The following is a 19596-nucleotide window of genomic DNA, read 5'->3' as shown; positions in this document are numbered from 1 at the left end:
AATAAACTCTATGCAACGCCAGTCCACAGCGCGCAAAAAGCTAAGCTGGCACCTCTCCCCCTCAAACAACCTCAGCTAGCACAACGTCATACGTGCAATGGTGACTATGTTCAGCTGACGCATTGCCGTTTTACTCCCCCAGCTAAGTTCACTTCACACGTGCCATGTTGATTGCCGTTGACCTCAATAAGCCCTCAAAGACAATCTATTAGCGGTTTGACTTCACCAGTGTGCGCGGAACAAAAAATGCTGTTTACACAGCACCAAAGCTCGTACTACCGATGAGCCAACCCCAAGAGTAACCATTTTCATGTAACCAGATAAAAGCAATTACATTATTGATTTCATTTGATTTATAAAACTTCATTAATACGCATAATCTATACAGTGTACATTCATTAATCAATAATTAGCTAATTTTCACACTACTAAAGCAAATGCATTGATTAGTGACTTTAATGATTGCACCGGGGATTGCGGTAGCGGGTAGCGGGTAGCGGGTAAGATAAAGCAGCGGTAGTGAGCAAAACAAATAGCATGGGAAAACGGAGCAATTAGACCACGATGGACGTTGCTACCCGCCGTGGTCTACTAAGATTAGTTGGCACTTAACGTCAGTTCTGCCTGCGCCGCTTGCTTGTTAAGTTTGGTTTTACTATTCAGTAAAAAGACACGTTCGGGCGCCATGGCGGCGTTATCGACCAAATACGCTTTAACGGCTTGGCTGCGCATCTGTGCCAGTGTACCAAGATCATCGTCAGTAACGTTTTGTGCATTGAGCAACTGGTTATAAAGACCGATATGCCATAGCGTGGTTAACGTCTCTTGATCAACGTTGCCTTTATCGTCCGTTGCCGCTTTTTCGGCGTGCATCTTTTGCGTTTCGGGATCGACCTTAAACTGCTGCTGATACATCGTCAGCAGCGCATCCGTTATTGGGCCACTCGCAGGAATGCGGCTGGCACTAAAATCTTCTGGCAGTGCCTCTACGCCACTTTGTTGCCGTAGCTGCCATTGCAACTTGCGCTCGGCCAACGCGCGGCTATCTTGCGGCTCATCAACCGAGGCTTGCACGTTCAAGGTCAGCTTCGGTCGTTCAGTCAAGGCTTGCGCCAGTTGCTGCAGTTTCTGCTGTTCGTCGTTGCTCAGCTTGGCCGAGCCTGACTCAAATGCGACGAGGTTAAGCTCTTCATCGCTACCAAACAATCCACCGAGGAATGAGAACGGTGCGGTAACCGCTTTGGTAATCACATTGGTGAACGCTTGCCAAACGATGCCGCTGATACTGAAGTCCGGGCTATCAATGTTCCCCGATACCGGCAGGCCCAAATCGATGACGCCGTGACGATCTTGCAGCAGTGCAATCGCCAAGGTCACTGGCAAACTGGTCGCCAATTTAGAATTAGTCGGTTTACCGAGTTTTAACTGGTCAATCACTAAATGGTTATTGCCGTTGAGGTGATTGTTTTCCAACTGATAGTTGAGCGCTAATGTCAGTTGGCCTTTATCGATGTAATAACCTGCGTAAGTTCCGGAGTATGGATTGATACTGGTGAGTTCAACACTTTTGAACAGCAAATCCAAATCGAGATAAGGTTGCGGCAGTAACGGGTTAATCTCCCCTTTGAGCGACATCGGCGCATAGCGGTCGATATTGCCAGCAATATCCACACTGGCCTTGGTGCCAGGCACCGACGACAAACTGCTGATGTTACCGTGCAGTTGCTCAATGCCAGTGGCAAAGTTAGGCGTTAACGAGTTGTCGGCAAAAAACGCACGGCCATCTTTGACGTTGACGCTCGACACGGTGACTTTAAATGATGAAGCCGCGTTATCAGCTGGCGTTTGCGGGCTAGCCACGGTTGCCGTTGCGGCTGGGCGTTCCACCAACAAATTACCGATATTTGTGCTGCGGTCATCATTGATGGTGACCACCGCAAACGGTTGAGCTAGGGTCACGTTGCCAATCAACAACTGCTGCTGAGCTAAGTCAAAATCGACGGTATCCACCGCCAATTGCTGCCAACGGGCCAAAGTACGGTGCTTAAATTTGTCTTTAATATCCAGCTCATCAATAGCCAAGTCGCCTTGATAACGCGCTTGCCCGGCGGCATTAGCACTAAACTCACCTTGGCTACTCAACCGCCCTTTGGGCAGTTCGACATTAAGATATTGGCTGATATACGGCTGAAATTGATGCAGTTGTAAGTCAGTTAATTGCAGCTCGCCACTGGCCTGCTTAGCGGAGATATCTAGGCTACCGCGACTATTCAGGTGACCGCTGGGATCAGCGCCCTGCTGCGACACATCTAACGCCAACTGATATTCTACTGGTGATGACAGCGCACTATCGAGGCTACCGGTAGTTAAATTGATTGGATACGCCCGCCAATCGACACCTTGGCTCGCGAGTTGTTCGCGCAGATTGATGTCGGCATTATTCAGGCTAAAGGCACCCAACTTGACCAACCAAGCGCTATTCGCTGAGCCGTTATTGTTAGCGGCGGTTGAGATATCAGCGCCATGCGCGTCAGTCGCATTGGATTGCGCCGTAGTGGCTTGCGGTATCAGTAGCGGCAGCAACGCCAGTCCTTGCTGATCTACACGGCTGTTCAACCACAGGTCATCGGCGGTAATTTGCGCGACATCGACCTGTTGCGTCTGACTATTCAACGCAATGCCAGTTACGGCCAAATTCGGCAGTTTAATCACCGCCGCATCACCATCATCTAATTGCAGCTTACTTAAGTTCACTTTGGTATTGCTCAGTGAATAGCTGAGAGGCCCTTGAGCTGGTTGATGAACGGCGAAATGACTATCAATAGATAAGGCACCACTACTGAGTGACGCCGCCATCAAAGGCTGCACATATCCCCAAAATGGAGGCAGCGTCAATTGATTCAATTGCAGTTCACCGGTGAGCTGTAGTGGCGCCAACTGTAACTGCCCTTCGGTGGTAAAGCGGCTACTATCTTGCCCGGTAAAACTTAATTGATACTGGTTAACCGGCACAACATCAGCGCTGTCTGGCGCGCTTGGCTGAGATTGATAACGGCTGCCGAAGTTATTCACGCGCAGGGTAATATCGTGGTACGCCAACTCGACCGCCGCGGTATGGTCAATAAATCCCAAGCGACTATTGAGCAACGCTAGTTGAGCAATGCGCACATCGGGCAGCGCTCCGTTGGCCGTGTTTGTTGTAGCTGTTTGCTCAGGTGCAGTCGCCAAGCGCGTCACAATATCATCAAAGTTAAAGCCTACTTGACCATTGACATTCACCTGCCGACGGATCTGCCCAGCTAACTCATCAAGCGTTAGATGATCAATACACCAAGCCTGCTTAAAGAGTGACTGCCAAAAATTCACCTCGGCCTCTACATGCCCAAGGGCAATAAGCGGCACATCGTTGTCCTTGCTGGCGACTTCGATACCATCAAGGCGAACACGCAAGATAAATGGGTTGATTTGCAGTTGTGACACCGACACTTGGCGCCCGAGCAAGGTGCTGAGTTTTTCCGGCGCCAAAGAAAGCGCCACCGCAGGTACAATGGCGCCGAGTATGAGCGCGTATAATAGATAAGCGACCAACAACCAAAAGGAGATTTTCAGTAACCGCGGCGTTTTGTGATACATAGCGCCAACGCCTTTGAGACGAGAAGCAAACATGCTATTTCCCTGAAAAGTGACCGTTATCCTCATTGCGCAACATCATAACGCCTAACCAAGGCTAATAGAATGTAACCTGCTGATTATTTTAAGTTCACTTTTTATAAGGCGTCGGCTGTTATCACCACAACTAAGGTTAACGATACAATTACTGGGTGAGCACTTTACTTATTTTCTGTGGTTTTAAACGCAGCAATAAAAATGCCACACGCAGTGCATTACCTAATTGCACTTTAAATGTTTGTGAAAAAGATAATAACTGCGGCTGGTTTTGAAACATCAGCCGATATAAATGATAGTGCGACACTTTTTTTGCTACAAACCAGTCAATACGCCAGCGACCTTTTTTCAGCGTCGCACGTTCAAAATCGACTAAACCAACTTTATCTTCATCGACCACCACGTCACGTATCGGCATAGAATGACGCGCAACTCCGGCTTTCAGCATCTCTTCTACAATAGCCGAAAGCTGTTTAAGATGTTGTTCACTCAGCTTTTCTGTCGAACTCCCTGGCAGGCGGGACATTTCTATACGGTCGGCATTGTCATCATAGGCGAGTAAACTTGGCGTACCATTCACATGCTGCAAACGACGCAACGCCTCTTTTTCGATATCATAACGGCGGTGCGAATTTCGTTTGGGTTTAAATAATTTTGTGACAGAATTTGGATTAATTTTTAGCAGCATTTTATCGGTTTCATACACACCATTGATCACTTTCTTGTGAAACTGCTTAGGTTCATTATTTATATTCATAACGGCTATTCAATTTGATATCGACTCGCGTCCAGCAACGAGCGTTAATTAACAAGTCCATTTGTTGTCATTGATTAACTAATGGCATACACATGGTGATTTGTAAGATCCATCTATTTACAACCTGTTAAAAATGGCACTACACAGAACATTTCAGGCTATTTTTTAAGCTAAAAATGCCATTTCTTAAGGTTAAATTAAGTATACAGGTTTTTTTAGGTTTGCCATCTAGGCAGATTAATTTATTCAGCCTCCCTTAAGCTTTGTATGATAATGCGATAAAAATATCCAAAACTGCCGTTTGCCACCTGCATATCGTTTTCACGCTCGCCACCATGCCGTTCGTCGCGCCCATTAACCGTTTACGCACGCTAAGCGCCGTCTGTCGCAAAGCGCTGCGACATCATGCTCGCCCGCATAAGCTCAACCTGTTTTCATTACAGGGAGAGAAAAATGCACACATCAACATCAAGCCACCTCTTAGCGGCATTACTACTTGGCAGTATGTACTGCACTAGCAGCTTAGCCATCGCAGCGCCATCAACTGAGCTGATTGCCGAATACAACCAAGCGGCTGCTGGCAAAGGTGATATGTCAGCAGTTCTGACGCAACTGACCGAATTGAAAGCTCAGCAAGGCGCTGATCCGTTGACCTTAGTGTATTGGGGCAGCGCCAAGACCATGAGCGCCTCAGACGAATTTTGGCCGTGGCGTAAATACCAAACCGCGGAAGATGGGCTGAGCGCCATCGATAAAGCGGTGCAACTGCTAACGAGTTCTAACAGTGATGAACACCGCTTAGGGCTGGATGCGGCCAGCTTAACCCGTGCGATTGCGGCGGTGACCTATACCGCCGTACCAAAAATGTTTAACCGTTTTGAGCGTGGTTATGACCTGTTTATCACGCTGCTCGAATCTCCGCAGTTTCAAGCCGTGCCCGCTCAGTACACCGGTTGGATTTACCAACGGGCCATCAGCACCGCCATCAAAGCCGATGATCTGGCCCAAGCCGAACAATGGCAGCAACAGTTGGCCCGCTTTGCTCCATCAGCGCCGCTAACACAAGCCACAGCGGCGATGATCGCTAGCGCGCACAAAGGAGCCTAACCATGTTGCGCTTCAATAATATTGGTAAAAACTATGCCGTCGGCAAACAGCAGGTGGCGGTGCTGCAAGGTGTTTCTGGCGAGCTGGCGGCGGGTGAGATGGTGGCACTGTGCGGCCCATCGGGCTCTGGCAAAAGTACCCTGCTACAGATTTTGGGTGCGTTGGATTTACGTTATCAGGGCGAAATTGAATTTGCCGCTAAGCCGTTTCCACGTACCGCCCCCGCCGCCACCTTACTCAGACGGCAACAACTTGGTTTTATCTTTCAACGTTTTAACTTAGTGCCAGTATTAACCGCCGAAGAAAATGTGATGCTGCCGCTGCAACTGCGTGGTTGGTCAACCGAGCAGCAGTTACAGGCGGCTCGCGCCATGCTGACGCAAGTGGGTTTAGCGGCACAGTTGCAGCAAAAACCTGCAGCGCTCTCTGGCGGACAACAGCAACGGGTGGCGATTGCCCGTGCCATGGTCAGTCGACCAGCGTTGGTGATTGCCGATGAACCCACCGCGAGTTTGGACAGTGTTTCGGCACAGCAAGTGATCAATCTGCTGCGTGAGCTGTGCCATCAATCGGGCAGCGCAGTGCTGGTTGCCACCCACGATCCGCGCATGGCCGCCAGTTGTGACCGCACCATCAGGTTGCACGATGGCCGCATTCTGATGGAGGCCGCAGCATGAAACGGCTTATTCCCCACTCGCTGCGCTTAGCGTGGCGCAATATCTGGCGTAACCAACGTCGTAGTTTGCTATCACTGCTGGTGATCGCGATTGCCATCTTCGCCATTACCGCCATTGCTGGCTTTGGCTTATCCACCTATGAATCGCTGGAGCAAGCGGCAATCCGCACCAATGGCGAGTTGCTCTTGAGCCGTCCCGGCTATTTGAAAGAGCAGGAAGAAACTCCGCTGGCCGATGGGTTAACCGATAGCCAGCAATTAACCGCGCAACTGCTTAGCCGCGATGAAGTAAAACAAGTGGAACCGAAAGTGCTGTTCTCGGGCTTGATCTCTAACGGCCAGAAATCGGCAATTTACCTTGGGCAAGGCGTTACCCCGAGCTTGTTTGATTTGCAGGGGCCGATGCTCACCGTCAGTCAAGGTCATGCCTTATTGCCCTCCAGTTCGCCACGGTTTAAGACTGATGAACCTGAGATCATGCTGGCGACCGATTTAGCGCAATCGTTGAAACTCACTATTGGTGATTGGGTGACACTGATGAGCACCACCAGCAGCGGTGCGCTCAATGCACTGGATGTGAAAGTGTGCGGCATTTTCAGCACCGGCGTGCCGGAACTCGATAAACGCCAGCTGTTTGTCGCCCTCGATACCGCCCAATCTTTGCTGCAAAGTCAGCGTGTCAGCACCCTATCGGTGTATCTGCAACGCAGCCAATACACGGGCGGGATGAGTCAATGGGTTCACCAGCAACTCAGCACCGCGCAGCAACCGTTGGAAGTCACGCCTTGGTACGAAAGTGCATTTTTCTATCAAAAAGTCCGCTCACTGTATGACCGTATCTTTGGTGTGATCGGCGTGATCCTTGCTTTGGTGGTATTTGCCGCCCTGTTTAACACCCTCACCATGTCGGTGACCGAACGCACCACCGAGATTGGCACTCTGGCCGCCATGGGCGCATGGCCCCGTGAAATCATCGGCGGTTTTATGCGTGAAGCGGGCCTGCTGTCGCTACTCGGCGCCTTAGTGGGCGGCGTTGCTACCGCATTGCTGTGCTTAAGTTTGTTACAGCTCAACATTCAAATGCCGCCACCGCCGGGGCGCACTCAAGGCTATCCGCTGACCATTCTGTTCTCTATCGATGTCTGGCTGGCTAGCAGTTTGCTGGTACTACTGGTGTGTGTGCTGGCAGCGTGGCTCGCTGCGCGCAATGGCGTCAACAAACCCATTACCGAGGCACTGACTTATGTGTAACCGTTATCTGTTGATCAAATTAGGTCGCCGTGTGTTGTTGCTAGGATTAATTTGGCTAGGATTGCTGTTCAGCATGCAGACATCAGCAGCGACTGAACAACTCGATGCCGACACCATGCTGCAAGCTGCCGATAATTATCGCTTGGGTAGCGATCAAGCGCGCGTCGTCACCGAAGTGAGCGAGTATCAGCAGCAAACCTTGCTCAACCAACGCCGTTACCATGTGTATATCAACGGCAACAACTCATTGGTGATGTTTAAATCGGCGGCAGAGTTGGGGCAAAAGATGTTGATGCTCGGTCAACAATATTGGCTCATTATGCCGCGCAGCAGTCGTCCTATTCGCATCACGCCGATGCAAAAACTGCTCGGCCAAGCCTCGATTGGCGACATCGCCACGCTTACTTGGCACCGTGATTACGACATCACCGCTATCAGCGCCGCTGAGTTAATGATTGATGGCAAACAATACGCCTGTCAGCAGTTAACCCTTAACGCCAAAGCTGACAGCAACAGCTACCAGCGCATCACGTTGTGGATTAACCAGCAGGATAATTTCCCGCTGCAAGCAGCGTTTTATCTCACCTCTGGCAAGCTGGCAAAAATGGCGCAGTTTACTGCTGGCGAGCTGAACGGCGAGCGCCGCGTGGTCACCATGCGTTTGCACGATAAACTGCAACCGCAAAAGCTGACCGAAGTGCGCTATCTCGACATCAGCCAGCAAGCCCTACCAGCAAGTTACTTTAACCCAGCGTTTTTAACCCGCACCGCACTGGAGCAGCTATGACGTGCTCGCGGTTAACGCCTTGGTGGCTGGCGCTGTGCTACGGCAGCGCTTTGAGTGCCGCTGGCGCGACCGCCGCCGACTGGCAATGGGATTGGCAAAGCGGTATTGCCAGTAACCATACCCAAGCCAGTCGCTTTTTTGCCGACGCGGGTAGCAGCAACCAATGGCAATCCTTGCTGTCGCTGCAATTGACCGAAGGCAACTTACGCGGCACAGCCAATCTACAACATAACCAGTCGCTGGACGGTGCAGGCAGTGCGCATCATGGTTCGCTGAGCGCACTTTACTGGCAGCAAAGCTTGAATGAGCAGGCGGATTGGGAACTGACCCTTGGCAAGATGCAACTGGACTGGGGCGTGGGTTATGGCTATCGGCCGCTGAATATTTTCAGCGACTATCAACGCCATCCGGTGGGCATTCAAGTCGAGCAAGGCGCACAACTCGCTATGCTGACCCACTTTACCGCCGATGGCACGTGGCAGTGGTTAGCAAGTCGCTCACACTACTCCTCAATTGCGCCAGCACAAACGCAACAAGGATTGGGCATGCGCCGCTATTGGTTTGATGGTGTCAACGAGTGGCAAGCGTTGCTGTATTGGGATCAGCAGCGGCATTGGTTGGCGGGCGCTTCGCTGGTCACCGTCATCGGCGAGAGTCTGGAACTGCATGGTTCCGTGCTCTATCAGCAGCAATATCTGTCACCTAAGTTGCCCCCCATTAGCGAAGCTACCTCGCCCATCACCTTGCCAACACAGCAACACAGTTGGCAAACGTTGCTCGGTTTTACGTGGGCGAACAGCACGGGCATACAAGTTATTGGGGAATATTGGTTTGACAGCCGCAGTTGGTCAAAACGTGATTGGCAGCAAGCGCAAGCACTGGCGCAACTGGCGTTTGATAACGCAGCAGTGAATCAATCTACTGTTGATGGCGCCACGCCGACAGATGCGCCGCGCCATGCAGCGCGCTATGGATACGGCTACCGTCACGCCAATATCATGCAACATACGCTGCTGTTGCATTGGTCAGCTAGCACGCGTTTTTGGCAACAAATGAGCGACTCGCTGCCAGCGTTCAGCACCAGCATTGACCTGCTGTTTGGTCCAGCGGACGGTAGCGTGGTACTCACCCCGAGAATGCAGTACCAACTGCGGGATGACAGCAGCAGCTTAACCTTGTCACTATCGTGGCGATATTATGGTGGCCGCTCGAATGCTGCTTTTGCTAATCTGGGCCAACACAGCGTCACTTGGCTGGGACTAACAGGACGTTTTTAATGACATATTCGCTTAGCCAACAGCAGCGCCGCCTGCTTATGCGCGCACTGATCATTGCGTTGGCGTGCAGTTTTATCGCCGTATTTACGCGATCTATCTGGCATGGCGATTTTACTATCCATCTCGCCATTAGCCTTGGCTATGGTGTTGCAGCTATGCTGTCGTCGGCAGCGCTACGATGGCTACTGCCTCGATTTCATCAAGCAGGGCGCACACTACTGAGCATTCTTCTTACCTTGTTACTGGGGGGTATCAATGACGTTTATTGGGTGCTCGGCGGCTGGGAAATACAGCACCTACCCAAACTATTCCCTGGCATGTTACTGGCGCTGACCATCACCGGTGCCCTCACCTTTGGCTTTTACTTTTTTGAGCAAAAATTTCGTATTCAGCATGCATTGGAAGTGGCCAAAAGAGAGCAAGCTGAGCAACAGCAAGCGCTACTACTAGCAGAGTTAAAACAGCTACAAAGCCAAATTGAGCCACATTTTTTGTTTAATACGCTAGCGAACATCAACGCACTCATCAGCCTTGAACCGGCCAAAGCGCAACAGCTGTTATCTCGGCTCACCTCCTTGTTGCGGCACAATCTGCACGCCAGTCGCCGCACACTGGCGACGCTGGGCGATGAACTGGCACTGCTGGAAGATTATCTCGCTATTCAGCAGATGCGTTTAGGTGAGCGACTGCACTACCGCATTGATGTCAGTCATGAATGTCGTCAATTGCCTTGGGTACCGATGCTGCTGCAACCGCTGGTAGAAAATGCGGTGGTGCACGGTATTGAGCCGAGCAGCAATGGTGGCGAAATAACGATCAACGCAGTGTTGACCGAGCACACGCTGCAACTGATGATCAGCGATAACGGTGTAGGCTTTAGCGAAAACGCCAGTAGCAACGGACACGGCTTAGCACTTAACAATATTCGCCAACGACTCAAACAGCTGTTTGCTGAACAAGCCAAGTTACAACTACAACAGCGCCAACCTAGCGGCGTAACGGCCAGCATTAGCGTGCCACTCCAACAATTACAACAATTGACCGAAGGAACTCACTAACTATGGCGGCCGATCACCGTGCCATTATTGCCGATGATGAACCGCTGCTGCGGTTTCACCTCAAACAGATGTTAGCCGAACTGTGGCCTTCATTAACCATCAGCGCCATGGCCGAAAACGGTGAACAGGCTTTGACGTTAGTATCCGAATGGCAACCCGACATCATTTTTTTAGATATTCGTATGCCTGGCAGTGATGGCTTAACGGTAGCGAATTGCCTCAGTCAACTCGCCAACCCGCCACTGATTGTGTTTGTCACCGCCTACGATGAATACGCAGTTAACGCCTTTGAAAACAACGCGGTAGATTATCTGTTAAAACCGGTCATCGAGGAGCGCCTCGCCCACTGCTGCCAACGCTTACAACAGCGATTAACTCAGCCAGTTAATGCCGACTACCAGCAACTATTGCAGCAATTAACAGCCCAGTTATTGCCAGCCATGCCGAAGTACAGCAAGTGGCTTAAAGCCAGCAAAGGTGAAGATATTCATCTGCTGGCTACCGAGCAGATTTTGTACATTCGCGCCGAGGACAAATACCTCACGCTGGTGGTCAACGATGGCGGTCAGCAGCACAGCTATTTGCTGCGACAATCATTACGGCAACTGTTGGCGGAGTTAGATCCCGAGCAATTCTGGCAGATCCACCGTGCCATTGTGGTCAACGTGGCGCAGATCAGTAAAGTACGCCGCACACTTACCGGCATGGAGGCTATCGTTGCTGGCAGCGCCCTACCCATCAGCCGCGCAATGCAGGGTAAATTCAAAAGCTAACTGGTTAACCCACAGCACTGATTCTGTTAAAGTAGCTGCGGACTACTGACCTTTAGTGTTTGATTTTTTGTTCGAACGAGATGCTCCATAAAGGTCAACAGCCCTAATGTTTATTGCTGATTGTTAAGGAAAACTGATGAGCCCAACCCTGTTAATCGTCATCATCGTTTGCGTGGTGATTGCCGCGATTATTTTGATCCACAACGCCATTATCGGCCGTTTTAATGCAGTGCAACGGGCGTGGAGTGATGTGATAGCGCAAGAGCGGCAAAAGAATAAAATTCTGCCAGCGTTGGAAGAAGTGGCTGCGAAATATGCCAGCCATGAAAAACAACTGCTCGAAAAGGTGACCGAGTTACGTCAAAGCCTGACGCAATTGTCGGCCGACACTATCGACGTTAAAACACTGAGCCAAACAGAGAGCCACATGGGCGCCTTGCTCAAAGGTTTAACGCTGACGGTAGAAGCCTATCCCGATCTAAAAGCCTCAGAAACCTATCTGAAGCTGATGCGCGAAATCACTGAGCAACAAGACAACATTGGTGCAGCGATTCGTATCTTTAACCGCAATGTTGAGCAGTTTAATAACGGCATCCAAATTTTCCCTAACTCTATCGTCAACAGCATGTTTACCCATAAACATACACTGCAAGTGTTTGATGACAGCGAAGCCGCTGCCGGTTTTGAATACAAACCGAATTTCTAACCCATCCAATAGACGCCAGCGGTGAACGCTGGCGTTAACCATTTCAAGACAGGGAAGCGACGCTGCCAACTATTGGCGGCCAACACATACGCCATGACAGAACCAAGTATTACTGGAATAAAACGGTTGTTCTGCAATCCACAGAATGCCCAAGTCAACCTGCTACTCAAAAGTATGAAACAAGATTTACGGCAGGTAAAAGATGAGCAAGCACTCTACCGCCTGATGCATCCCGCCTTGAGTTTTAAAGGGAAAATTGCCTACAACAACACGCTGCAATGGTGGTTAGTAGCGATCAGCATATTACTGTTAGTGCTGTTTTATTTTCTGACTCAAGGCTTGCCGCTGTTTCAGATGTTGCCCGAATGGGCGGCTGAGCCAGCGTGGAATGCCTGGTATTTTCTGCATCAACTACCGCTGGGACCGTGGTCGCCATGTGTATTACTGTTAGTCGTCGCCGTGTTTATCATTATCTCGCGCCGCAGTCGTCTCAATGGTTTAACCCAAGCGATTTGGCAAAAAAACTTACTGCTGGATAATCAACTGACCGAAGTGAACTGCGCCCCAGAAACACAAGCCGATGCCTACAAATTGCGTTTTCGCGAGTTTCATCGTGGCAACCATAAACAAAGCATCGATCGCCTCTACCGCGGACATCACCAAGGCGAACAACATCAGTTCGATTTTGAGGCGTTTGATTTCCACTACGTCGATAAACACACCACCACCACCACTGATAGCAAAGGCCGCACCAGCACCCGCACCACGTACACCCACTACCACCGCTACGGCATCATTCTGCCTTTTGGCTATGTCAAAGACTTGAGCGTATTGGGTTATAGCAGCAGTGGTCATCGCGGCACTAAATGGCAACCGGCATCGCTAGATTTTCGCCGCGCCTTTACGGCTCGCGCCGAGGAAGAGATGACCGCTGCGCGCTTTTTTAAACCTGTAGTGGTTGAGATTCTGCTGGATCTCAAAGATGCCGTGCGTCAGGTGAATTTGGAATTTAACCACCAAGGGGATTTGTGTATCACCGTCGCCGATGCTGATCTGCTGAGCACCAATTGCCCGGTATCGTTAGATGAACCGCAGCAGTTATTGAAGCTGCTCAAAGAGCAAACTCGATTAGAAAAATTGGATAAATTACTGAATGTTACCCACAAACTGATGGTGTACAACGACAGTAATTTCTAAGCAACTCGCTTAGATATTTCATTAAGGCCATGTCTATCGCATGGCCGTATTACGTCTAAGAAACCCACATGCTTACGCTTCTGGAAATCCAACGAAGCGTTTGGCGCTGACACCCGCTTGATGCCACGGTGCTTGTTCGTCGCAGAAGATTTGCGCCTGTACCGCGATACTTGGAGCATCAAGCAAACATCCAGCAGGCACAATAAGGTATTCACCACTCTTATTGACAAACGGCAGTGCGGAACCGCATTCACGGCAAAATACTTTAGAGAAGGTGCGCGTAGGATGGTCATAGCGTTTCAGTTGGTCTTGTCCGCTCAACCATGTGAGGTTTGCTGGTGATGTAAACAAGTTAGCAGCATGTGCCGACCCGGTAAGTTGGCGGCATTGCTGGCAATAGCAAAAATAGAAACGACTAAATTCATCCTTAACCGTAAAACTCACGCTGCCGCAACAGCAACTACCTTTAAGCGTTTGGCTCATAGTATTCCTTAAAATGAGGTGATTTCTTTAAGCAGATTAATCAGCGCCGACACACAAAACAATACTTATCTTTGCTGGTTACTTCTTCAGCAGGCAGAGCGTTATTTAGGCAAGGCAGGTGATGTGCCGATCGATATTTTGAAGGTAACCGCGAAGGAAGATGCCCAGAAAGCGGGCAAAATCTGCGCAATTGGCCTGTCTAACTTCCAGAAACAAGATATCGACAACATCTTGGCATCTTGCACCGTTAAACCAGTGGTGAACCAAATCTTAGCCCGCGCGACCAATGTACCGACTGAGTTGATTAAATACTCGCAAGATAAAGGCATGCTGGTTGAAGCCTATTCACCCGTAGGCCATGGCGAGCTATTTAAAAACGATGCGATTAAAGCGATGGCAGAATCATACGATGTATCGATTCCGCAACTGTGTATTCGCTATGTATTGCAGTTAGGCTTATTGCCACTGCCTAAAACCGCCAATCCTGCGCATATGCAGAGTAACGCTGATGTAGACTTTGTTATCTCTGATGCCGATATGGCGACCTTGAAGGCTATGGAACGTATCAAAGATTACGGTGATGCCAGCGGTTTCCCGGTTTATCAGCAAGACTAACCCGTTCAAGTGCTCACCCAATTTCCCGTTGCTCACTCAACGCTGTGTTAGTTATTGATAATTAGGCCCCGCCAGTGTTAAGCATTGGCGGGGCCTAATACCTTCTCGTATCGTCATCTCACCGACTAGAACGAGGCGGTAATCCCCACGGTATAACGCGGGCCGGTGCGTTCATACAACAAGATCTCGTTATCGTAGCGCCCTACTTTCTTAGTTTTCTCATCCGTGACGTTAATGCCTTCAGCATAAACCTGAAGCGATTCCGTTACGTCATAGCTCACGCGCACATCCACTTGCTCATAATCTTGCACATACGTTGGCTCACCACCGAAGCCACGAGCGTTCTGCAAGAAGCGGTCACGACGGTTCCACGCCACCCTTGCTTGAAAACCATCTTTGTCATAAAAGCCGATGACGTTATAGGTATTGCCAAGCCCCACCAGCGCAAAGGTTTGGGTGGTATCTTCAACATTCAGCTCGGCATTACTGTCAACAATCGTGGCATTGCCCGTAACACCGAAGCCACTCCAAAAGCCGGGCAAGCTATCAAAGGTGTATTGCGCGCCGATTTCAAAGCCATCAACCGCCGCCTTTTCCATGTTGTCCACTAAGCTGACTTCAAAGATAGGATCGCCGTTAAATAGGTTCTCTGAGTCGAGGATAGGAAATGCGCGATCTTCAACAGTGCTCACCAAGAAATTCTTCACATCTTTACGGAAGTAACCTACGGTAAGGTAACTGCTCTCTTGGAAATACCATTCCAGTGACACGTCGATATTGTCAGAGATAAACGGTTTTAAATCTGGGTTACCACTTGAGGCAGATAAGTTACCAGGACGAGTTGAGCCAATAGTGGTGCGTGGTGATAAATTGCCTAACGGTGGCCGAGTTAGCGTTCTTGACCACGCCATACGCGCAATCAAATCGTCAGTCAGATTTAACCGAAAATCTGTCGTTGGTAGAAAGTAATCATACTTGTTGGTTTGTTCTACGGCGGCCTCGCCATCAAATATAGCGGTATACAGATCCGCGGCTGCTCGCACCATATCAACCATCACTTGCGACACACCTTTAGCGGTGGTTTCGGTGTGTACATAACGGGCGCCGACGTTCCAGTTCCACGCCATATCGCCCCAGTAACCGCCAAAGCCTAAGTTGAGATAACTGGAGATAATCTCCTCCTCTACCCTAGATGAATTGGGTTGCACCGCAATACCAAAGCCGTTGGTGCTCGCCAGTAGCGCAGCCATGGTTCCGGGAGGTGCATTGTTGGCCGCATCTGCCGCCGCCATCGCCTCATCCGATTCCAAATAGGCAATGGCTTCATCAATATCAAACGTCAACCAACGGCTTGGCAACCCACTAATACCACCAAGATAATCGGAGCCAATGCCGGTTTCGGAGAATAGTGAATCAGGCACATCAACGGCAAAACCACAGTACGCGCATGTCACTTGCGGATCGGTGACACGGATGGTGACGGCTTGTTTCTGTTTCGAATACTGCACACCGAAAGCCACTTCGTTCAAATTACCGAAGTACGGCGTCCAACGGGCATCGATCCGCTGTTGTAGAATTTCATCACTAAAATCTTGGCCACCACCAAATGGGCCGCCGCCCGAGCCCAGCATGTTAAAGTGCGCCCGCGCCATACTCGGGTCAAGTAACGCCGCATCCGACACGCCATACAGCGTAGGCAAGCCCTGTGCGTCGTAATCGATAGAGTTGAAATTTTGCTCGGCAATAGCAATGCCCATCACGCTGACATTGGTGCCTTCTGCCCCACCAGATTCAGCTTTCGACCATGACGTATCAAACGCGAGGTTAAAGTTTTCATTGATCCACCAATCGGCGTTGAATCCTACAGAATAGAGTTCCGACGGACGGCTCAGTGTCGCGCGGGTCGCATCCAAATTACGGTTTTCGGTGACGGAAGTTGCTACACCGTTTTCATCAAAACTCGCATCAGAAATCAACGAAGGCGTAAAAAACAACCCAACGTTGGTGGTATCCGCTTCTACATCAAACTTGCTGTACATACCATCTAAGGTAAATTCCAAATTACTCTTGGGTGCATATTGCAAGGTGGTATTAATCGTGGTGCGTTTACGGTCTTCATTCACTGGGCTGATATTTAAGTTCTGCGGAAAAAAGAATTGATCATCAGCGCTATAACCTTGTGCGGCTAAATCGGCAGAAATATTGGTCATATCGTCACGGTTTAATACCATGTAACCGTCAGTTAATATCCGTTCTATCTCATTTTTACGGCGTTGATGAGAAACAGAAAACAAGACACCAAAGGTATTATCAGCAAAGGTGTCACTCACCATGCCAAATAATTGGGGCGAGACTTCACCCGAAAGATCTTCATATACGCCTTTTACTGAGGTGACAGCTTTAAAACCATCGTAATTTAGTGGCCGTGGCGTATGCATCACAATGGTTGAGCCGATGCCGCCCTCATCAATATTGGCGGGCTGTGACTTATAAACGTCAACACTGGACACGAGTTCAGCTGGCAATACATCAAAATTGAATGAACGCGCGCCAGTATCTGAAGCCACGCGACGACCATTTAACAACACCGTATTAAATTCAGGCCCGAAGCCACGCACAGTAATGGATTGCCCTTCGCCGCCGCTGCGGTCAATGGCGACACCGGAGATACGTTGCAAAGATTCGGCTAGGTTGCTGTCAGGGAATTGGCCGATATCCTCCGCCGAAATGGAGTCAACAATTTGCAGTGACTCGCGTTTCATTGAGATAGAACGCTGCAAACTACCTTTAATACCAATAACTTGGATAACTTCCATATCTTTGTCAGTTTCATCTGCCGCGTAACTGAGCGAACTGCTGATAGCGAACGACAAAGCTGATACGTAAAACAGACCATTACACACTTTTTGTCGATGATATTTACTCATGGAGATGCATCCCTTGCGTTTAAAGTAACCTGATAGTCGTCAATACTGCCGGTTATTCAACCACTGACACCGATGTAATTAAGTCAAGTTTTGTAATACAAATAAGTAAATAGAAATGAAAATATTCTGTCAATGACAGGAAATATTGGCGTGGAAAATTGAGCGAGAAGCAATAGCGTTACTTTAGCAAAAAATGAAACTTAATTACCAAAAAGTAACCATAAAACATTCAATAAGCGAAGATGTTAATGACAGTAGGCTAGATAGACCGCGAATTATACGAAAAAAATATTATCCGCGCAGTGAGTAGCGCGTAAACTTAAAGAAACTTAAAGACTAAAAAAATGTTATTTTAACGACAATTATTATTAGACTAATGAATGAACATGACTTGTCGAAATTCATCATAAAAGCCACACCCAATATTTTATCGCTCCACAAAATAAATCGACAATACAGAATGAAATATGATTTTAAATAGTATTTACCTATTACTATAACAACTCATTCTGCAATATATTTATTACGTGTATAGCCCCCACCGGCCATTAGTTGCCCTGTGATAAACGAGTGAGCTGTAGCGCTTCAATCGCGAGATTAATTTTTTGCATCTCTTGCTCGGTCACTGACTTAGAACAGATGACATGACGCGTGGTTGGCTCGGTGTTTAGCCCAGGGAAATTAACAACCGCCACCTTGTCACCCAGATCAGGTTGTTGCTGTAAAATCAACGCCAGTTCCTGCTGCTCAAAAAAGGCAATGTCGGCCCGTTTCTCCGCAATCAAACGTAGATTATGCGTCTGCGTGCCACGGTAATCGACTTTAGGAGCCTTCATGTTGATCAGCAGTTTGGTCAGCACAGTGCTGTAAGCATAGCCCTCTTTGAACAGCACTATGGTGGTGGGATCGTCAAGCACCGCAGCAATCTCACGCCCACGATATTTGTCGGCTTTCTCTTTGGGGACGACCCCCACATAATCCTGTTCTTGATATGTCGGCAGCGAGATACGCCCAAGTTTTTGACGCTCGTCGGTGTAGATCCAGTTAACTAAACACAAGCGCTGTTTATCGGTAATAAAGTAATGATTAACCCGCGCAGACGGGGCTTTTATCCATTGGTAGGGAATTTGAGCACGTTGGAACACTTGCTCGCCAATCTCGTAACTGATGCCGTGCATCTGTCCAGCATCATCGCGCCAAATGAACGGCGGACGTCCTGTGAAATATAAATTGATAGGATCAGAACTAGCGTTAGGCTCTGCCACGGCAGAGAAACACACTAACCAAACACACCACAGGCCGACTATTCGTGCCATTTAACCCACTCCGATAACTCCTACCGCCTAAGTATAAGGGAGAACTTATCTGAACTGGCGAAAAATGAGCTAATTACCGAGCATATCTGCTGGCAATATCACAGATGTTTTGGCGGTTGGATATTCGTTGTCTTGTTGATAGATGGCTTCAATTTCACCCTGCGTAATCATCATTTCTAATTGGTACTGCAACTTGCCAACAAACTCTTGATGATCCGCCGCTTTGGAAAAGCCATAGTAAATCGGCATACGGTTTGGAAACGCAAAACTGGTGTAGTGATAATCGCTAAAACCTATCTCTTTAAACGCCGCTTCGGCACTACGTTTATCAAGCACAGCTAAATAGTCAAACCGGCCTGCGGCAAACATTTTAGCCAAGTTAGCATCGTCGGCAGCAGCGACGCGCGTGAGGCGATTATCATAGTTTATAAAATCAGAGTAATAGGTGCCGAGTTTAACGCCGATCCGCTGCTCAAGCAGTTGCTCTTCATGCATAATATCTTTGCCGAGATGGCCAATAAACATGATGGGTTTAGCTTTGATGGCAATGGGGCCGATATACTGCGCAATCTCTCGCCGTTGCTGATTGAAAATAAGCCTCGGCACGATATGGATTCGGCCAAGGCTCAAGTCACGCATCGAACGTGGAAAGGGTTTATCTTGCCATTCAATTTTGCAACCTGCTCGTTCACAGGCGCGCTCTAAAATAACCACTAATGGCCCGGCAAAACTTTGTGGCGTGTTGCCATAGCGCATCTCTGGCGGACGCGGACGAAAATCCGCTTTCAGCACCACTAACTCATCCGCCGAGAGCTGCCACGACCAACCCAACAATGTTAACCAGATAATCCAGCGCAGTTTCATAACGTCACCACCGTGATGAATAGATAGCTTCAACATAGTTGAGACTCAGGGCGGACGCTATAAATCTTTTGTACTAATTTCGCATTGACAGTGAGCCGTTTTAGTAATGATAACTGACACTTACCCGTATCATTTG

At 49.1% G+C, this 19596-nt stretch carries 16 protein-coding genes; 10 read left to right on the top strand and 6 right to left on the bottom strand.

Annotated elements, in window-relative coordinates:
• Window positions 1–597: 597 nt before the first annotated feature.
• A complete protein-coding gene (locus tag L9G74_RS04150; RefSeq protein ID WP_238895012.1) occupies window positions 598–3666 on the bottom strand; it encodes a DUF748 domain-containing protein in 3069 nt (1022 codons plus the stop codon).
• Between the two features lie 148 nt (window positions 3667–3814).
• Window positions 3815–4423: a BUD32 family EKC/KEOPS complex subunit gene (locus L9G74_RS04145; protein ID WP_238895011.1), complete on the bottom strand. Its 609-nt coding sequence runs from the start codon at window positions 4421–4423 to the stop codon at window positions 3815–3817.
• A 453-nt stretch (window positions 4424–4876) separates the two neighbouring features.
• On the opposite strand from L9G74_RS04145, the gene L9G74_RS04140 reads away from it, so the two are divergent.
• From L9G74_RS04140 to L9G74_RS04100, 9 genes are all read left to right on the top strand, one after another.
• On the top strand, window positions 4877–5530 hold the full coding sequence (locus L9G74_RS04140; protein ID WP_238895010.1) for a hypothetical protein: 654 nt from the start codon (window positions 4877–4879) through the stop codon (window positions 5528–5530).
• Window positions 5531–5532: 2 nt separating this feature from the next.
• Entirely contained in the window at window positions 5533–6207 is a 675-nt protein-coding gene (locus tag L9G74_RS04135) for an ABC transporter ATP-binding protein (RefSeq protein ID WP_238895009.1), read from the top strand.
• Window positions 6204–7457 (top strand): ABC transporter permease, encoded by a 1254-nt coding sequence (locus L9G74_RS04130; protein WP_238895008.1) that lies wholly within the window; start codon window positions 6204–6206, stop codon window positions 7455–7457. The genes L9G74_RS04135 and L9G74_RS04130 overlap by 4 nt, the downstream gene beginning before the upstream one ends.
• Window positions 7450–8244 carry an outer membrane lipoprotein-sorting protein gene (locus L9G74_RS04125; RefSeq protein ID WP_238895007.1) on the top strand — a complete coding sequence of 265 codons (795 nt, stop codon included), beginning with the start codon at window positions 7450–7452 and terminating at the stop codon, window positions 8242–8244. The genes L9G74_RS04130 and L9G74_RS04125 overlap by 8 nt, the downstream gene beginning before the upstream one ends.
• Window positions 8241–9521, top strand: a complete 1281-nt coding sequence (locus L9G74_RS04120) for a hypothetical protein (RefSeq protein ID WP_238895006.1) — start codon at window positions 8241–8243, stop codon at window positions 9519–9521. The genes L9G74_RS04125 and L9G74_RS04120 overlap by 4 nt, the downstream gene beginning before the upstream one ends.
• The gene (locus tag L9G74_RS04115) at window positions 9521–10579 is read left to right on the top strand and encodes a sensor histidine kinase (RefSeq protein WP_238895005.1); all 1059 of its coding nucleotides are present in this window, start codon (window positions 9521–9523) and stop codon (window positions 10577–10579) included. Before L9G74_RS04120 ends, L9G74_RS04115 begins: the two co-directional genes overlap by 1 nt.
• Before the next feature lie 2 nt (window positions 10580–10581).
• The gene (locus L9G74_RS04110) at window positions 10582–11352 is read left to right on the top strand and encodes a LytR/AlgR family response regulator transcription factor (protein ID WP_238895004.1); all 771 of its coding nucleotides are present in this window, start codon (window positions 10582–10584) and stop codon (window positions 11350–11352) included.
• Window positions 11353–11488: 136 nt separating this feature from the next.
• Window positions 11489–12058, top strand: a complete 570-nt coding sequence (locus tag L9G74_RS04105; RefSeq protein ID WP_238895003.1) for a LemA family protein — start codon at window positions 11489–11491, stop codon at window positions 12056–12058.
• Window positions 12059–12151: 93 nt separating this feature from the next.
• On the top strand, window positions 12152–13255 hold the full coding sequence (locus L9G74_RS04100; protein WP_238895002.1) for a hypothetical protein: 1104 nt from the start codon (window positions 12152–12154) through the stop codon (window positions 13253–13255).
• A gap of 72 nt (window positions 13256–13327) precedes the next feature.
• Here the strand turns inward: L9G74_RS04100 and L9G74_RS04095 are convergent, their stop codons facing one another.
• Window positions 13328–13738 carry a GFA family protein gene (locus L9G74_RS04095; protein WP_238895001.1) on the bottom strand — a complete coding sequence of 137 codons (411 nt, stop codon included), beginning with the start codon at window positions 13736–13738 and terminating at the stop codon, window positions 13328–13330.
• 123 nt (window positions 13739–13861) lie between these two features.
• Here L9G74_RS04095 and L9G74_RS04090 point away from each other — a divergent pair, with 123 nt between their 5' ends.
• On the top strand, window positions 13862–14353 hold the full coding sequence (locus L9G74_RS04090) for an aldo/keto reductase (protein WP_238895000.1): 492 nt from the start codon (window positions 13862–13864) through the stop codon (window positions 14351–14353).
• A gap of 125 nt (window positions 14354–14478) precedes the next feature.
• Here L9G74_RS04090 and L9G74_RS04085 read toward each other — a convergent pair whose 3' ends face one another.
• The 3 genes from L9G74_RS04085 to L9G74_RS04075 form a co-directional block, all read right to left on the bottom strand.
• A complete protein-coding gene (locus L9G74_RS04085) occupies window positions 14479–17280 on the bottom strand; it encodes a TonB-dependent receptor (RefSeq protein WP_238894999.1) in 2802 nt (933 codons plus the stop codon).
• A 548-nt stretch (window positions 17281–17828) separates the two neighbouring features.
• Entirely contained in the window at window positions 17829–18596 is a 768-nt protein-coding gene (locus tag L9G74_RS04080) for a substrate-binding periplasmic protein (protein WP_238894998.1), read from the bottom strand.
• A gap of 69 nt (window positions 18597–18665) precedes the next feature.
• Window positions 18666–19496 carry a substrate-binding periplasmic protein gene (locus L9G74_RS04075; protein ID WP_238894997.1) on the bottom strand — a complete coding sequence of 277 codons (831 nt, stop codon included), beginning with the start codon at window positions 19494–19496 and terminating at the stop codon, window positions 18666–18668.
• Window positions 19497–19596: the final 100 nt, after the last annotated feature.

The sequence above is a fragment of the Shewanella electrica genome (assembly GCF_022321485.1).
Taxonomy (GTDB): domain Bacteria; phylum Pseudomonadota; class Gammaproteobacteria; order Enterobacterales; family Shewanellaceae; genus Shewanella; species Shewanella electrica.
This window is presented reverse-complemented; position numbering and strand designations above follow the sequence as displayed.

Excerpts from the sequence above, each read along its gene's own strand:
- L9G74_RS04150 (WP_238895012.1), bottom strand. The coding sequence starts at position 3,666 with ATGTTTGCTTCTCGTCTCAAAGGCGTTGGCGCTATGTATCACAAAACG.
- L9G74_RS04145 (WP_238895011.1), bottom strand. The coding sequence starts at position 4,423 with ATGAATATAAATAATGAACCTAAGCAGTTTCACAAGAAAGTGATCAAT.
- L9G74_RS04140 (WP_238895010.1), top strand. The coding sequence starts at position 4,877 with ATGCACACATCAACATCAAGCCACCTCTTAGCGGCATTACTACTTGGC.
- L9G74_RS04135 (WP_238895009.1), top strand. The coding sequence starts at position 5,533 with ATGTTGCGCTTCAATAATATTGGTAAAAACTATGCCGTCGGCAAACAG.
- L9G74_RS04130 (WP_238895008.1), top strand. The coding sequence starts at position 6,204 with ATGAAACGGCTTATTCCCCACTCGCTGCGCTTAGCGTGGCGCAATATC.
- L9G74_RS04125 (WP_238895007.1), top strand. The coding sequence starts at position 7,450 with ATGTGTAACCGTTATCTGTTGATCAAATTAGGTCGCCGTGTGTTGTTG.
- L9G74_RS04120 (WP_238895006.1), top strand. The coding sequence starts at position 8,241 with ATGACGTGCTCGCGGTTAACGCCTTGGTGGCTGGCGCTGTGCTACGGC.
- L9G74_RS04115 (WP_238895005.1), top strand. The coding sequence starts at position 9,521 with ATGACATATTCGCTTAGCCAACAGCAGCGCCGCCTGCTTATGCGCGCA.
- L9G74_RS04110 (WP_238895004.1), top strand. The coding sequence starts at position 10,582 with ATGGCGGCCGATCACCGTGCCATTATTGCCGATGATGAACCGCTGCTG.
- L9G74_RS04105 (WP_238895003.1), top strand. The coding sequence starts at position 11,489 with ATGAGCCCAACCCTGTTAATCGTCATCATCGTTTGCGTGGTGATTGCC.
- L9G74_RS04100 (WP_238895002.1), top strand. The coding sequence starts at position 12,152 with ATGACAGAACCAAGTATTACTGGAATAAAACGGTTGTTCTGCAATCCA.
- L9G74_RS04095 (WP_238895001.1), bottom strand. The coding sequence starts at position 13,738 with ATGAGCCAAACGCTTAAAGGTAGTTGCTGTTGCGGCAGCGTGAGTTTT.
- L9G74_RS04085 (WP_238894999.1), bottom strand. The coding sequence starts at position 17,280 with ATGAGTAAATATCATCGACAAAAAGTGTGTAATGGTCTGTTTTACGTA.
- L9G74_RS04080 (WP_238894998.1), bottom strand. The coding sequence starts at position 18,596 with ATGGCACGAATAGTCGGCCTGTGGTGTGTTTGGTTAGTGTGTTTCTCT.
- L9G74_RS04075 (WP_238894997.1), bottom strand. The coding sequence starts at position 19,496 with ATGTTGAAGCTATCTATTCATCACGGTGGTGACGTTATGAAACTGCGC.